At 68.3% G+C, this 16,437-nt stretch carries 7 protein-coding genes; all 7 read right to left on the bottom strand.

What is annotated here, in order from left to right; genetic code table 11:
- Nucleotides 1-41: 41 nt before the first annotated feature.
- From OG738_RS27255 to OG738_RS27225, 7 genes are read right to left on the bottom strand one after another with little or no spacing between them, the layout of a single operon-like run.
- On the bottom strand, nt 42-1,436 hold the full coding sequence (locus tag OG738_RS27255; RefSeq protein WP_329045099.1) for a condensation domain-containing protein: 1,395 nt from the start codon (nt 1,434-1,436) through the stop codon (nt 42-44).
- Nucleotides 1,437-1,470: 34 nt separating this feature from the next.
- Nucleotides 1,471-2,211, bottom strand: a complete 741-nt coding sequence (locus OG738_RS27250) for an SDR family NAD(P)-dependent oxidoreductase (protein ID WP_329045098.1) — start codon at nt 2,209-2,211, stop codon at nt 1,471-1,473.
- Nucleotides 2,212-2,224: 13 nt separating this feature from the next.
- On the bottom strand, nt 2,225-3,253 hold the full coding sequence (gene gntD / locus OG738_RS27245) for a guanitoxin biosynthesis L-enduracididine beta-hydroxylase GntD (protein WP_285993388.1): 1,029 nt from the start codon (nt 3,251-3,253) through the stop codon (nt 2,225-2,227).
- The gene (locus OG738_RS27240) at nt 3,253-3,459 is read right to left on the bottom strand and encodes an MbtH family protein (RefSeq protein WP_285993389.1); all 207 of its coding nucleotides are present in this window, start codon (nt 3,457-3,459) and stop codon (nt 3,253-3,255) included. The genes gntD and OG738_RS27240 overlap by 1 nt, the downstream gene beginning before the upstream one ends.
- Nucleotides 3,460-3,483: 24 nt before the next feature.
- On the bottom strand, nt 3,484-8,256 hold the full coding sequence (locus OG738_RS27235) for a non-ribosomal peptide synthetase (RefSeq protein WP_329045090.1): 4,773 nt from the start codon (nt 8,254-8,256) through the stop codon (nt 3,484-3,486).
- Entirely contained in the window at nt 8,253-14,609 is a 6,357-nt protein-coding gene (locus OG738_RS27230; RefSeq protein WP_329045088.1) for a non-ribosomal peptide synthetase, read from the bottom strand. Before OG738_RS27230 ends, OG738_RS27235 begins: the two co-directional genes overlap by 4 nt.
- Nucleotides 14,606-16,429 carry a non-ribosomal peptide synthetase gene (locus OG738_RS27225; RefSeq protein WP_329045086.1) on the bottom strand — a complete coding sequence of 608 codons (1,824 nt, stop codon included), beginning with the start codon at nt 16,427-16,429 and terminating at the stop codon, nt 14,606-14,608. The genes OG738_RS27230 and OG738_RS27225 overlap by 4 nt, the downstream gene beginning before the upstream one ends.
- Nucleotides 16,430-16,437 lie beyond the last annotated feature (8 nt).

The following is a 16,437-nucleotide window of genomic DNA, read 5'->3' as shown; positions in this document are numbered from 1 at the left end:
CCCTTGTGGTCAGGTACGGGTCGCGGTACCGCGCGGCGCGGTCACTGTGCCGGAGAGGTCGTGGTCCCGGACGGCGCCGGTGACCGCAGCCCGGTTCCGGCTCGCTCATTGCCGACCGGGAGCTCCAGCGACCTCAGCCGCGAGTTCCCGGGCGCAGCGAGGAAGACCGCCAGGAACTCGCCGAAGCGAGCTCGGTGCGCATCGAGGTCGGACCGACCGGTCACGGCACCGGAGCTGCTCACGCCCAGCCTCAGTGGCCCGTCCTGGGTACCGCCGTAGAAGTCCATCGACAGATCACGCACCGGTCCCGTCGACAGCTGGCACACCGAAGCAGCGCAGGCACCGAAGGTGAGCGCGCTGTCGAACGAGACGAGATTGGCCACCACTGCGGGGTATTCGACGTGTCCGTGCCGGGCACGCAATGCGCGGTGCACCTCCTCCGCGCGGTAGCGCTGGTGGCGCAGTGCTTGCACGATGGACTCATTCGCCTGAACCACCAGCTCGGCCGTCGTGACGGCCGCAGATACCGACAACCGAAGCGGCAGCTCGTTGGCGAGCATGGCGGGCGTGGTCAGTGCCAGCCGCGTGGTCCGCGCGCGCACCGGAAATCCGAGCACCATATCTTCCTGCCCGGTCAGCCGGTGCAGGTAGGTGGCGAGCGCGGCGGTGCCCAGCACCGACCAGTGCACGTCGAGGACCGCGGCGGCCAGGTGCAGCTCGCGCATCGCGATCGCGACGTCTCCGGCGGTGCGCAGCACCCGTCGACGTGGCTCCGGCGTGCCGCCGAGGTTCATCCGCGCGGGCGGGTCGGCCATCCGGTCGAGCCAGTACGACTGATCACGGGCGAAGTCGGCTGAGGCGACGTAGCCGCGTTCCTCACCGATCAGATCGCGCAGCCGCCCGAAAGAGCTTGGGGGCGGTTCGTTTCCGGTGACCAGCGCGGAGTACACCCGGGCGAGCCGTCGCCAATAGAGAACCTGGCCGTAACCATCGAGCAGGACATGGTGGATGCGCAGGTAGAAGAGATGATGCTCGGGCGCGAGCCGGAACAACGTCATGCGGACGAGTGAGTCGATGCCGAGCCGCAGCGGCCTGTCCAAGTCCTCGGCCATTGCCGACCGAGCAGCGTCCTTGCCGTCAGCCACCGACGCGGCCCCGGTGAGGTCGACGAACTCCACGCCGGATCCGCCCGCCTCGGCGACGCCGGCGGCCAGAGCGCCGGAAACATTGGTGCGAGCCAGGTCAGGGCGTACGCGCAGCGCCTCACACTCGGAGTCCACCTGCTCGACCGCACGATCGAGCAAGTCCCGCTGCAACGGCCCGGACAGCTCGAGATAACCGGCGCAGTTGAACTGGGGGCTATCCGGATCGACCTCGTGGGCCGCCCACACCTCCGACTGGGCGGTGAGCAGCCTGAGGCTGTCTGTCGCTGTCATGCGCGAACCCCTTGCAGTTGCGTTCTGCACGACATCATTTCGGCTTCGCCAATGCTGTGGTCGTCGCCCCCGCGGTCTCGCCTCCGTCGACAACCACCTCATGACCGGTGACGAACGCCGCATCAGGAGAAGCCAAGTAGAAGAAGGCGTTCGCGATCTCCTCGGGCGCGGCGTGCCTGCCCGCCGGAATACAGCCGTTGACCGCCTCCAGCAGGGAATCGGAGTATTCTGCCCGTTGCATCGGTGTGAGCACGGCTCCCGGCGCCACACACGCGACCCGGATCAACGGCGCGAGTTCGAGGGCGAACGTTCGGCACAAGGCCCCGATTCCCGCCTTGGACGCGTTATAGTCGGCGTACAAGGGATAGCCGCGCAGTCCGTTCACCGACGACGTGGCCAGCAGCACGCCCGGCCGCGCCGACGCGGACATCGCGCGAGCAGCATGGCGCCACAGAGCCAGGACCCCGAGAAGGTTGACTTCGAGCACTCTGCGAGCCTCTTCTTCACTGATTTCCAGTGCTGGGTGGCGGATGCTGATCCCGGCGTTCGCGACCACCACGTCGATGCCGCCGTGTTCGGACTCGACCTTCGCCACGGCTCCGGCCACCGCGGCCCAGTCCGAAACGTCGACTTCTTCCCAGCTGATCGAGGACCCGGCCGGGCCAGTCGGTCTTGCCACGTCGAAGTTGATCACACGATCGCCTGCCTCCGCGAAACGCGCCGCAGTCGCCTCTCCGATGCCACTACTGGCACCCGACACAATCACCGTTCGCACGCACTTCTCCCGTTCAGTACAAAACGTATTCGCCGGCCGAACGCGATGACAGAACGGGCCGGCGGAGGTCCCGCCGGACCGTGAGCTTCTTCAGCCAGCGGTCGGTTCCGTCGTAGCGGCTGACGAACGAGCGGCGTCCGTGCACGGCGACGTAGTTGTCCACGACCAGAAGCGCTCCCGGAACGACGACCACGTCTTGTTGGACCCGTTCGAGCTCTTCCATCAGATGCCTCAGCGCACGCGCCGCGGCCGGATCGTCGCCCGCGCAGCGCATGAACGGACGGTCCACTTTCAGATAAGGGTGCGCGGGATCGCCGAAGAGGACCGCGACCGGCTCGGGAACATCACGCATCCGCTTCATCACCCGCAACGCCGGATGAGCCGGGTTCCGGATCTCAAGCTGCCGGATGTGCTCGTCATCAGGAAGAATGTGGAAACGCGGGGCCGCCAGCACCTTTCGATCACGGGCACTGAGCCGGACATCGCGAATCGAAGCGACGACCGTCGGCACGCGGTCGTGATTTCTGAGTCCGTAAAGCAGCAGGTAGTCGCAGCGGTCCGGATGGAAGCCGTCCTCCGTGTGGAACTCGAGCAACGATGTGCTGCCGTGGCCGTTCTGCCGGTGCTCGTCGCCGCGCACGGGAAGGATATCCTGCACCATCCGTCCCGACTGCAGCGTGGCCCAGGTGAACGGTTCTCCGAGCGACAGCCCGCACAGCGCCAGGATGATTTCGTGCTCGAGCGTCCGAGAATCCCCGGCCGGCGTACTCCAATGTGCCGGGGTCGGACCGATCGCATGATCGTCTACCGGCAGACCAGTCACGAGGAACGCCCCACCGGACTCCTTGCGACGGATGGACTCGAGAAACACACGAAGGCCCGGGGGCAGCGCGACCAGTTCTTTCCAGTGTTCGTCGTAGAAGGCCGATGAGGTCGGGTGCGCAACACTTTCACGCAGACTCCTGGCCAGCATCGAGATGGTGTGTGCCTCCGTCTCACTCAGCAGATACTCGGGGAGATCGCTGGTCGAAGGCGCGCCCATCACCGGTCCTGCCTTGCAAGGCCGGCGGGACGCAGGTCCGTCCAGTTCTGTTCGACGTAGTCGAGACAGGAACGCCGATCGGCTTCGCCGTATACTTGGCGCCAGCCCAGTGGTACCTCCGCGAAGGCGGGCCAGATCGAGTGCTGTCCTTCATCGTTGACCAGAACGAGAAACCGCCCCTGTTCATCATCGAACGGATTTTCCATGACTTTCTCCAAGTTCACGGTTGGCTAGCACTCGAAGTCTTCAGAAGACGGGCTCCTTCGGCCAGGAAATCGACCGGCAACTTCCCAGTAATCGATCACCCCCGCCAACGTGCTGCGCTCGAACAGCTGCCGCACCGGGATTTCCACATCGGCTCCGGCCCGAAACGCGCCCGCCAGGCGGCCCAGGACCAAGGAATCCGCACCCAACTCGAAGAAATCTTCGTCGTCCCCGATCGAAGGAAGCCCGAGCACTTCAGCGGCGATCGGGCGAAGCCGACGCATGAGTTCCACCCCCGCCTCCGACGGCACCGAGGGCTCGTGCCCGGCCGCACCCGGCCGATCGGGCGTCGAGGTCGGCACCATCGGACATCCGGCGAGCTTTCCGCGCAGTACTCGGTGAATCAGCGTATTCGGATCACTTTCGAATGACTCGAACACGTGCACAAGCCACTCGATCCACGACCACAGCACAGATTCGTCGAACAACTCTTCCCGGTAATCTATCCGCAGGAAGATGCGATCATCACACGCTGCCATGAGGCGCAACGGATAATGAAAGGCGTCATGAGCGGCCATTTCCACGAATCCCAGGTCCAGCCCGATCTCGCCGAGCGGGTTTCGTCCCGCCTGCCCGTAGTCGCCGAACTTGTCGATGGGGTAGTTTTCGAATACGACAGTTGTGTCGAACAGGGCCGTCCGGCCCACCGCGCGATGGATCTCCGTGAGCCCTAGATGGTGCTGGGCCACCAGCGCCGACTGTTCGTCCTGAACCCGGGTCAACAGGTCGATCAGCCGCTCGTCCGGCCGGATCCGCACCCGCACGGGTACGGTGTTGATCAACAGGCCGACGATCTCGGAGACGGCGGGCACTTCCGGCGAACGCCCGGATACCGTGGCGCCGAAAACCACGTCTTCGGTGTCCAGCAACCGAGCGAGCAGCAGCGACCAGGCCACCTGGGTCAAGGTGTTGACCGTGATCCCGCCGGCTCTAGCGGCCGCGGCGATCCGCCGAGAGGCTTCGACCGGCAACTGCGTCGAAATCCGAGCCGGCAGCACGGCGGTCGCCGCGGAACGGATGCCGGGAGCCACGAGCGCCGCGCGGTTCAGGCCGGCCAGCGCACTCGCCCAGACAGCGGCCGCCGACGACCGATCCTGTCTCGTCACCCACGCCAGGTAGTCGCCGTAGGAAGCGGGACCGGGCAGCTCGTCTCCCTTGTAGAGGGCGAAAAGATCGCGCAACAACGTCGGGATGGACCACCCGTCGACGACGATGTGGTGCAAGGTCAGGACGACCGTGGTTTTCCCGGAGCTTTCGCGGACGAGCATGAGCCTCGCCGGCGTCGGCGAGTTCAAGTCGAACGGCGTCAGCCGGTCACTCGCCAGCAGGGCCGGTAGATCGTCGACGAGTTCGACCTCGCTCCAGACCGGATCCACCCCGCTCGGCAGGACCTGCACCGGCCGCCCGGACGGGAGCCGGGGGAAGGCCGCACGCAGGGCCCCGTGCCTGCGCACCAAGGCTCGCCACGCCGCGCGCAGGTCGGCCGCACGGACCTCCCCCGTCAGCGTGAGCGCGATTTGCACGACGTGCACGTCGACTTCGCCGGCGCTGCAATCGGCGTGGAAGAGCAGGCCCTCCTGCAAAGGGGAGACCGGCCAGACGGCCTCTCGTTCCGGGTAGTGCCGGTCGAGGATCTCGGCTTCCGCCGGTGCGAGTGCCATTGCCGCCGGGACGGGCTCCCCATCCGGCGGACGGTCACCGGGACGAGCGTGGACGATCAATTCCCGGACGGTGCGATATCGGAAGATGTCGTGCGTGGTCACCACAAAACCCGCCTCGCGTGCCTTCACCGCCAGGTGGATCGACGAGATCGAGTCGCCGCCGAGTTCGAAGAAGTCTTCGCCCGTCCCGACCTCCGCAACGCCGAGCACCTCCGCGAAGGCTGCGCTCAGCGCTCGCTCACCGGCGTTCTGCGGGCGCCGCGGGGGCGGCCCGTCACGCTTCGCAGGCTCCGGCAGAGCGCGCCGGTCCACCTTCCCGTTGGCGGTCACCGGTATGGAGCCGAGACCGACGAAAGCCGTGGGGACCAGGTAGGAAGGCAGCCGTGCCTCGAGGTAGCCCCGGAGATCGGCCGAAGCCGCCTCCGCCGGAACCACGTAGGCCACCAGCCGGTTCCCGCTCGTCGGCGCCTTACGCGCGACGACCAGTGCCCTGCGCACCGCCGGGTGGCCGGCCAGCACGGCGGAGACTTCGTCCGGTTCGACGCGGACGCCACGAATCTTCACCTGGTCGTCCACCCGCCCCTGGTATTCGAGTGCCCCGTCCGGACCACGGCGTCCCAGGTCGCCGGTGCGATACATCCGGCCACCGGAGGCGCCGAACGGGCAGGCCACAAACCGATCCGCGGTCAAGTCCGGCCGGCCCGTGTAGCCGTGCGCCAGCCCTGCGCCGGCCAGGTACAGCTCGCCGGTTTCCCCGGCCGGAACCGGGTGCAGGTTGTGGTCCAGCACGTGAACCTGCGTGTTCCAGATCGGCAGTCCTATCGGGACACCGGCGCGCCGGTCTCCCGGATCGTACTGCCAGGCAGTCACGTCGACGGCGGCCTCGGTCGGGCCGTACAGGTTGTGCGGGGCGACTCCCAGCACGGCGTGGGCGCTGCCGGCCAGCTCCCGATCGAGCTGTTCACCGCTGCAAATGACACGGCGCAACCTGGTCCCTGTCGTTTCACGTGCGCGGATGAACGCATCCAGCATCGTCGGCACGAAGTGGGCGGTGGTCACCTTCTCCGTCTCGATCAACCGGGCCAGGTAAGCGGGATCGGTGTGCCCGCCCGGATCGGCCAGAACGACGGTGGCACCGGCCAGCAACGGCCAGAAGAGCTCCCACACGGACACGTCGAAGCCGACGGGTGTCTTGTGCAGCACCCGCTCGCCCGGCTCCAGCCCGAAGTGGTCCTGCATCCACAGCAGCCTGTTGACGATCGCGCTGTGGGGCACGACGACCCCCTTGGGCCGTCCGGTGGAACCCGACGTGTAGATGACGTAAGCAGGGTCCTCGGGCGCGGCGGCACCGAGCGTGAGCCGCCCGGGCTCGGCTTTCACCAGCTCCTCGTAGGTTCGTTCGGTCACGGTGACGGTCGCCCGGGCGTCGGCGCACATGATCCCGGCCCGCTCCGCCGGGAGATCCGGATCGACGGGCAGGTACGCGGCGCCTGCCTTGTGCACGGCGTACAACGCGATCATCAGTTCCAGGGAGCGGGGCAGGGCAACCGCCACGACGTGTCCGCGCTCGACGCCGCGCAGCCGAAGGGCCCGGGCGAGCCGGTTCGCGCGCCGGTCCAGCTCGCGGTAGGTCAACGTGTGCCCCTTGTGCACGACCGCGGTCGCTCCGGGCGTCCGGGCGGCCTGCTCCTGGAACAGTTCGGGCAGCGTCGTGCGGGGTACCGGACGAACGGTCGGGCTGTCGGCTCCGGCGAGCCGCGCGCCAGTACCGACGGGCGTCCGCTCGAGCCGGCCGGCGACGCGATCCGGATCTTCCGCCACGGTTTCCATGACGCTCACCAGTCCCGCGGCGAGCCGGTCGACGGCGTCCCGGTCGATCAGGTCGGCCCGGAAGCTGAGGTGCAACGACATCTGTTCCCCGGGGTGAACGGCAAGACTGAGCGGGTAATGCATGACCCCGGACTCGCTGTCGTCAGGCAGCGCGGTGGCTCGGAGAGCACCGAAAACCTCCGGCTCTCCGGCCGGCTGGCTCTCGAACACGATGACCGTGTCGAAAAGGTCCCCCAGTCCGACCGCCCGCTGGATGTTCGCCAGGCCGAGGTGGTGGTGCGCGATCAGGGCCGACTGCTGCCGCTGGATCCGGGTGAACATCCGCGCGAGCGGTTCTCCCGGGTCGACGGTGACCCGGACGGGGACGGTGGTGACCAGCAGGCCGACCACGTCCTCGACTCCGGGTACCTCCGCCGGCCGGACCGATACAGTCGCCCCGAACACGACGTCACGCCTGCCGAGCCGGTTCGACAGCAACAGGCCCCAGACACCTTGCACGATCGTGTTCAGGGTCAGCCGCCGTGCCCGTGCCTCCCGGTCGAGTGCGGCCGTCAGGCCGGCCGGCAATTCGGTGACGATCCTCGACGGCAATGCGGCGGTCCGCTCGCCCGTGTCGGGGACGACCAGCGCCGGCTCGTCCAGCCCCGCCAGCGCTGACCGCCATGCCTCGATGGCGTCGGTGCGGTTTTGCCGGCCGAGCCAGCCCAGATAGGCACTGTAGTTCGCCGGCGCCGCCGGCTCGACCCCCGAGTACGCACGCATGAGATCGCGCCACAACACCGACATGGACCAGCCGTCCACCAGGATGTGGTGGATCGACAGCACCAGAGCCGCACGTCGTCGCCCCAGCCGGACCAGGAGGAATCGCAGGGCGGGAGCGTTCCCGAGGTCGAACCGCCGGAGGCGGTCGCGATCGAGCAGATCGGTCAGCTCGCTTCGCTGCCGGGCGGCCGGAACGTGGGAGAGATCTGTCACTTCGAACGGCACGGTGACGGCGGCGGGCACGACCTGGACGATCCGTCCCGAGGACAAGCCGAGGAAACTCGCCCGCAACGCGGAATGGCGCTGCACCACGCGGTCGCATGCGGCTCGGAGCTCCTGCTCCCGGATCGCTCCTTCCAGCACCAGTCCGGATTGGACGAGGTAGACATCGGGGCCCTGGGTGTCGTGCTGGGCGTGGAAGAAGAGTCCTTCTTGGAGGGACGACAAGGGCAGGACTTCTTCGGCAACAGGGTCGCGCACGCTCACTCGCTTTCCGCCGGGTCCGGAGTGGTGGCGTTACGCCAGGAGGCGACCTCGGCCAGTTCGTCGGCGTCCAGTTCGAGCGAGCCGTCCAGGTGCGGCTGCGAGTCGCCCGGATCCGGCCGCGTCACGTGCGTCGCCAGATCGGCGACGGTCGGGTGGGCGAACACCTGCTGCGCGGTGACCACGAGGTTCGCGGAACGAGCTCGCGCAGCCAGCCGGATCGCCGATACCGAGTGCCCGCCCAAGGCGAAGAAGTCATCGTCCGGTCCCACTTCGGGAACGCCGAGTACCTCGGAGAACAAGGTGGCCAGGAGCGCTTCCTCCGAGGTGGCCACCGGGCGCCGCCCCTCGTCGGCTTCGAAGTGCGGTTGCCGGAGCGCACCCCGATCGAGCTTCCCGTTGGTGGTCAGCGGCAGGTCGGCCAGCCCGATAAAAGCCGTGGGGACCAGGTGCCGGGGCAGCACCTCCGACAACGCCGCACGAAGGCGTGCCGGGTCGACGTCCGTGCCCACCACGTACGCTGTCAACGCGGGTTTTCCCCATCGGTCGTCGCGCACCACCACCGCCGCACGCCGCACGCCGGAAATGCCCGACAGAGCTTGCTCGACCGCGCCGGGTTCCACGCGGAACCCGTTGACCTTGGCTTGGTCGTCGAGGCGGCCGAGGTACTCGAGAACCCCGGTCCGGGTCCGGCGGACGAGGTCGCCGGTGCGGTAGATCCGCGCCCCGGCCGGGCCGAACGGGCAAGCCACGAAGCGCGTGGCGGTGCCGGCCGCCCGGCCGAGATAACCCCGCGCCAGCCCCACTCCCCCGAGGTACAACTCGCCGGGTACACCGTCCGGCACCGGCCGCAGCTCCGTGTCGAGCACGAAGGCGGCTTTGCCCGCCACCGGATGCCCGATGGGAATCGAGCCGCGTTCGACATCGGCCGGGACGATGTCGTGGGCGGTGGAGAATCCCAGTGTCTCGACCGGCCCGTAGCCGTTCACGACTCGCAATCGCGGGCACCGGGCGAGCACGGTGGCGACGTGGCTTGCCGACGCGGTCTCGCCGGCGGTCATGACCTGGGTCAGCCCGTCGAACACCTCCGGCCGTTCGTCCGCGAGGAGGTTGAACAAGCTGGCCGACAGCTGCAAGGACGTCACCCCGTGTTCGGCCACGAGGTGCGCGACCGTGTCGAGATCGATCTGCGCACCCGGGTACAGCACCGTCGTGCCGCCGAAAAGCAGCGCGCCGAACACCTCCAGCGCGAACGCGTCCCAGGAGACCGGTGACAGCTGGAGCCACACCTGGCCCGCGCCGAAACTCAGGTAGTCCTGGCCGAGGTAGGTGCCGGTCAGGGCACGGTGCGGGGCGAGGACGCATTTCGGCCGGCCGGTCGAACCGGAGGTGAACATCGCACAAGCCGGCGCATCCGGGTCCACGGAAACAGCGGGGCTCGACGAGGATGTGGCGGGGAGCAGAGGTGCCTCGGCCATCAAGTCTAGAACTTCGGCACCGCGCCACTCGACTGTCCGGGCGCGCGCGGATGTGGACAGCACCAAGCTCATTCCGGAGTCGCCGGCGACGGTGGCCACCCACTCCGGTGGAAACTCCACGTCCAGCAGCGCGTACGCCCGACCGGCCTTGAGCACGGCCAGCAGAGCCACGACCAATTCCGGCCCACGGTCCAGGTGGATGCCGATGACCGGGCCGGTGAGGGGCCGCGCGAGCAGGTGGCCGGCGAGGCGGTCGGCGCGGGAGTCCAGTTCGGCGTAGGTGAGCCGCTCGTCGCCGGCGATGACGGCGATCGCCTGGGGCGTGGCCCGAGCCCGGTCCTGGAACACTTCGTGCAGGCACTCGCCCGACGACCGGCCGACGGCAGCCTTGGCGATCCGCCCTCGTTCATCCGGCAGGAGGACGTCCACCTGCCGCAGCGGAATGCTGGGGGCGTCGGCGACCGTCCGCAGCACTTGGCCGAGGCGGTCCACCATGGCCTTCGCAGTCACCCGATCGAACAGATCGACGGCGTAGACCAGGGCGAGTTCCAATTCGTCACCGGACACGACACCGAACTCGAAGGTCAGGTCGAACCGTGCTGCCACGTGCGCCGGAGGCTCTTCCTCGACCGCCAAACCGGTCAACTTCAGCGCGGGCGCTCCGGTGTCGCGCGCGACCAGTACGACCTGGAACAGAGGGTGGACCGACGGCAGCCGGGCCGGGTCGATCGCTCCGACGACTTCGTCGAACGCGACGTCGGCGTTCGCGAACGCCTCGAGATCCGCCGCACGAACCCTGGTGAGGAGTTCCGCGAAAGTGATCTCGCCCGAAACGTCCGTGCGTAGCACCATTGTGTTTGCGAAGAAGCCGACCATCCCGTCCAACGCGGGGTCAGTCCGGGCCGCGCTCGGGGTTCCGACCGCAATGTCGGAGCCGGCACCAAGGCGGGACAGCACCAGGCTCAGCGCTGCCTGGACCACCATGAACAGCGTGACGTTGTGTTGTCGAGCGAGGTCCCGCAAAGCGTTGTGCGACGACGTGCCGAGCACAGCGCGCACATGGTCACCATCGTGGTTTCGGCGAGCCGGCCGCGGCCTGTCCGTCGGCAGGTTCGTGACGGTGGCCAGCCCGGCGAGGGCAGTGCGCCAATAGCGCAGTTGTTGCGTACGCAGGGTGCCGGAGTCACGCGGAGCGCTCAGGAACTCTTCGAGCCACAGCGTGTAATCGGCGTATTGAACCGGCAGCGGAGACCACTCCGGGGCGGTTGCCGCCACCCGCGCTTCATAGGCCGCCGCGAGATCGAGGGCGAACGGGCCGGCCGACCATCCGTCTGTTGCGCTGTGGTGGATCACCACGGACAGAACATGGTCCTGATCGCCGACGCTGCAGAGCCGAACCCGGATCGGCAGTTCCCCGGAAAGGTCGAAGGGGGCGCGTTCGGCTTCGGCGATCCGGCTTCGCCGCTCCTTCTCGTCGACGCACTCCAAGAACTCGACCCCGGGAAGCCGGTCCAGAATCCGCTGACGCGGCTCGCCGTTCGTAACCGGGAACACGGTACGCAGGGCCTCGTGCCGAAGTGACACGTCACCGATCGCCGAAGCCAGGGAGACGCGATCGATGCCGCCACGAAGGCGCCACGTCGAGGGAACGTTGTACGGGGCACTGGTACCGTCGATCTGCGCCAGCGCCCAGAGTCTCCGTTGCGGAGCGGACAGCGGCAGCTCGGCCGGACGCTGGCGAGGCTCCAGGCGCGGCGGCGCCACCCGCCCGGCCCGGCCGTCCAGCAGCAGCGCGAGTCCGGCCGCGGTGGGGTGGTCGAAAACATCCCGGACGCTGATCTCGGTTCGCACTGCCGATCGCAGCCGCCCGACGAGCTTCGTGACCAGCAGCGAATGTCCGCCCAGGCGGAAGAAATCGTCGTCCGGATCGATCGCTGCAACGTCGAGCGCCGCCGCGAACGCGTCCGCGACGACTGCCTCCAGCGGAGTCCTGGCGGCCCGGGCCGCCTCGGACGTCCACTTCGGCGCCGGCAACGCGCGCCGGTCCAATTTGCCCGACGTCGTCGTCGGGAGCACGTCCAACGCCACGACCACCGCGGGCACCAGGTGTGCCGGCAGGACGGAACTCACCTCGGTGCGCACACCGCGCGGGTCGACCGAGCTCCCCGGAGCGGGCACGACGTACGCCACGAGCTGGGGGTCACCGAACTGATCGGCGCGGACGACGACGGCTGCCTGCGCCACTTCCGGCAGCGCCGCGATCACCAGCTCGGCCTGACGCGGTTCCACCCGGAACCCGCGGATCTTGACCTGGTCGTCGGCGCGACCGACAAAGCACAGCTCGCCACCGGAATCCCGACGTACGAGGTCGCCGGTGCGATACATCCGCTCGCCGTTGCCGGCGGTACAAGCCACAAATCGCTCGGCGGTCGCACCCGGACGTCCGGCATAACCGCGGGCCACGCCTTCTCCGGAAATGTACAGCTCACCGACCACTCCCTCGGCCACCGGCCGGAGAAAGGTGTCGAGGACGTGAATCTGGTTGTTGTCCGCGGGTTCACCGATGCTGGGCCGCTCGACGTCGTCGATCCGGCAGTACAGCGGGTCGATGGTGCATTCGGTCGGTCCGTACATGTTGTAGGCCGACACGTCGGCGCGTCGCAGCCGCAACCACAACTCCGGTGAGATCGGCTCCCCGCCCAAGGCCAGCACCCGCGGCCCGGGTTCTTCGAGCAGGCCTCCGCTCAGCAGCAGTTCCGCGTGGCTGGGCGTGGTCTCCACGACGTCGAGGGCGTGCTGGTGCACGTAGGCGACCAGTGCCTCGGTGTCCTTGCGCACGGTGTCGTCGAGGAGGTGCAGCTCGTGCCCGGCGACCATCCAGAACAACGGTGACCAGAACCCGTCGAACGTCATCGCGTAGGTCAAGGCGACCCGGAGACGGGTGTTTCCCGTTGCCTCTTTCGCGTAGTAGTGCCGTTCGTGACTGTGGAACATGTTGCTCAGGCTGTGCTGCTCGACCAGAACGATTTTCGGTTGCCCCGTCGATCCGGAGGTCGGAATGGCATACGCGAGCGCACGCCCAGCGCCGTGCGGCGGCAACGCGGCGTCGCTCCCGGGACCATCCCCGTCCACACCGGATATCCAGCGGCCGTCGGGTATCCCGGGCAGCGCCCCGGCCAGATCCGCGGTTGTCAGCCCGACGACCGGACCGGTCCGGGCGAGAACCTCGGCGATCCAGCCGCCCGGCTGGTCGGGATCGATCGGCAGGTACGCCGCTCCGGACCGGAGGATCGCCAGCACGGCGACGAGAGCATCGGCCGAGCGCGGCACTGCGGCAGCCACGAACCGGTCCGCCACGGCACCGTGCCGGCGCAGTTCGCGAGCCAGCCGCTCGACACGCGCGCCCAGTTCACCGAAGGTGATGCGTTGTCCGTCCGCCACCATCGCGACGGCATCGGGAGTTCGCTCGACCTGTCTGGTGAAGACGTCGACGAGCGATGACGGCGACGGCGAAACCGGCGCCAAGGTACCGGTCGACCCGACCTCGTCCGGTCCGGGAAGAGCGGGCAACCGACCGAGCGGCAGGTTCGGGTCGCGCAGGATCCGCCGCACCGTCTCGAGGTAGAGATCCAGCCAGATCGACGCGGTTCTTCCCGAAATGACGTCCGGCCGGTACCCCAGTTCGAAACGCAGGGACGGGCCAGGGAAGACGACGAAGTTCAACGGGTAGTGCGTGGCTTCCGGATCCGCGTCGTCGTCCAGCAATCTCACCGCCAGACCCGGCACGATATTCGCCAGCTCCGCGGCATCATAGGGAATGTTCTCGTATACGAAGGTGGTGTCGAAAAGAGGTGCGTCGAGACCGGCCGCACGTTGGATATCGGGAAGGCCGAGGTGATGGTGTTCGAACAGGCCGGCCTGTTCGAGCTGCAGGCGTGCGAAGAACTCGGCGGCGGGCTCCGCGGGATTCAGGCGAGCACGCATCGGCACGGTGTTCATCACGATCCCGACCAGGCGTTCGATACCGGCCACTTCCGCGTTCCTGCCGGTGACCTGGATGCCCGAGACGACATCGCGAACACCTGTCATGGCGCTGAGCACCAAGGCCCACACCCCTTGCAGGATCGTGCTCGGGGTGAGGTTCCGGCTGCGGGCGACGTCGTCGAGGAGCACGACTTCGGATTCGGGCAGCACCGCGGTCAGGCGGCGAGGTGCAGCGGGATTGCCGAGGCCGGCGCCGGGTGCGGCCAGGGTGGGACCGGCCAGGTCGGACAGCGCGGCCTGCCAGGCATTCCCGGCGGCGACGTCGTCGCGAGCGGCGAGCCAGCGCTGGTAGCCGGCGTAGGGTGTCACCGGCGGGAGCGCCGACGGATCGGCGCCGTGAGCGTACAGCTCGAGCAGTTCTTCGAGCACCAGCGGCACCGACCAGCCGTCGAGGATCGCGTGGTGCGCCGTCACCGCGAGCACCGCCCTTTCCGGTGCCGACCGGATCAAGGAGAAGCGCACCAGCGGCGGGCGGGTCATCGCGAAGCGCCGCGCTCGCTCGTCGGCCAAGACGTCGTCCTCGCGGGACCGTTGTTCCCCGGCGCCCGCTGTGGTCAGGTCGTACTCGCGCCACGGGATCGCAACCTCTTTGGCGACGACTCTCACCGGCTCACCAGTCCGGCGGTGGACGAACGCCGAGCGCAATGAGGCGTGGCGCGTGATCAGGACTTCGCACGATTCGCGCAGCAAGCTCACGTCCAAGGGACCGGTGAGCTCCAACGCGAACTGGACGATGTAGACGTCCGTGCTGTTTTCGTCGTAAAGGCTGTGGAAGAGCATTCCCGCTTGAAGAGGCACGAGCGGGTGAACTTCCGCGACCTCGGGCCGGCTCACGCGTCACTCCCCAGTTCCGACTGCACCATCGCCAGTTCGTCGTCATCGAGGCGCACGGGCTCGAGTCCGGGAATCGCCGTTGTCTCGAGGGGCTGGACCGGCCGCGCCGCCTGGGCGAGTTCCGCGATGGTGTTCCAGGCGAACACGTCACGCAGGGTGATGCCCCAGCCGGCGCCGGCCGCACGGGCGACCAGCCGCAGCGCCGAGATGGAATCACCCCCAAGCTCGAAAAAGCCTTGATCGACCGGCGCTTCGGCAATGCCGAGCACGCTGATGACCAGGCCGGCGAACAGCTCCTCGCGCCGGGCGCCGGGTGTCTTCCCGCTTCCGCCGGCGCGTCCTGGCACCGGCGGATCCGGCAACGCGCGGCGGTCGAGCTTGCCGTTGGCCGTGACCGGGAACGACGACATCGGCAGCACTGTTTCCGGGACCAGGTAGTCAGGCAGCTGTGCGCCGAGTCGCGCACGCAGTTCTGCCGGCTCCGGAGCGCATCCCTCGGCTGGAACCACATACGCCGCGAGTGTCCGTTGCCCGGTGCCGTTTTCGCGAACGGTGACGGCTGCGCGAGCCACGTCGGGAAATCGCAGCAAAGCCGCTTCGACCTCGCCCGGCTCGACCCGGAAACCGCGGATCTTGACCTGGTCGTCCGCACGCCCGGCGAAGTGCAGCGCAGCATCCGCGCCGGAGCGGACGAGGTCGCCGGAGCGGTACATCCTGCTGCCTTCGCCGGTGAACGGGTCGGCGACGAACCGTTCCGCGGTCATCGCCGGCTGCCCTGCGTACCCGCGCGCGATTCCCGCGCCGCCGATGTAGAGTTCACCGATCTGCCCCTGTGGTACCGGCCGCAGGCTGTCGTCCAGCACGTAGGTTCGGACACCGAGCAGTGGCCGTCCGATCGGCACATCCGAAGTGAGGCCGGCCGGATCGCCGACGGCGTGGCTGGTCGCGAACACCGTGGTCTCCGTGGGGCCGTAACCGTTGACCACCGATATCCCCGGACACGCCGCCAGGACACGGGTTACTGCGTCCACGGGTACGACGTCGCCTCCGGTCCAGACCTCTTGTAGCCCCTGCAGGGCCTGTGGTTGCTCGGCGGCGACCGCCGCGAAGACGCCCGCGGTGAGCCAAATCCGGGTGAGCTGCCGCCCGGTGATGAGTTGCGACAACGTGGCGATGTCCAGCTCCGGCTCGGGCCACAGCAGGACCTGTCCGCCGTTGAGCAACGTCACCCACAGCTCGAAGACGCTGGCGTCGAACGCTTCTGCGGAGTGGAGCAGCACACGAAGGTCCCCGTTCGCACCGAAGCGCGGCTCCGCCGCGAGGTCGAGCACATTGCGGTGGCTGATGCCGATCACCTTCGGACGGCCGCTCGATCCCGAGGTCCGCATGAGGTAGGCCAGTGCGTCCGGCGACACGCGTCCCACATCCGCCGGCCCGCTGCCGGCCTCCTCGGCTCCCGCCTCGACGATCGGCAACCCGAGCGCAACGTCCGCTTCCGACGGCGCTCCGTCACTGACCAGAACCCGCACGCCCGCATCGCGGAGGAACTCGGCACGCGCGGCCAGGGAAAGCCGGGGATCGATCGGAACGTAGGCTGCGCCCGCCTTGAGCACGGCCAAAAGGGCGACCACGTGACACGCCGAACGCCGATGCAGGACTCCGACTGGTCCCGTTAGCTCGAAGCGGCGCAGCCGGGTCGCGAGCCGGTCCGCAGCGGCGTCCAGCTCGGCATAGCTCAGCTCGTGGTCACCGCACGCCACGGCGATCGCGGCCGGCGTGCGACTGGTTCGCGCTCGCAGTGCTTCATGAATCGTGCTCATGAGCCGGT

Origin of the sequence: Amycolatopsis sp. NBC_01488, assembly GCF_036227105.1 — a bacterium.
GTDB lineage: Bacteria > Actinomycetota > Actinomycetes > Mycobacteriales > Pseudonocardiaceae > Amycolatopsis.
Note: the sequence above shows the minus strand (reverse complement) of the source record. Positions and strands in the feature narration are given on the sequence as shown.

What these genes read in the sequence shown, in the direction of transcription:
- OG738_RS27225 (WP_329045086.1), bottom strand. Translation starts at nt 16,429, where the DNA reads ATGAGCACGATTCATGAAGCACTGCGAGCGCGAACCAGTCGCACGCCG.
- OG738_RS27240 (WP_285993389.1), bottom strand. Translation starts at nt 3,459, where the DNA reads ATGGAAAATCCGTTCGATGATGAACAGGGGCGGTTTCTCGTTCTGGTC.
- OG738_RS27255 (WP_329045099.1), bottom strand. Translation starts at nt 1,436, where the DNA reads ATGACAGCGACAGACAGCCTCAGGCTGCTCACCGCCCAGTCGGAGGTG.
- gntD (WP_285993388.1), bottom strand. Translation starts at nt 3,253, where the DNA reads ATGGGCGCGCCTTCGACCAGCGATCTCCCCGAGTATCTGCTGAGTGAG.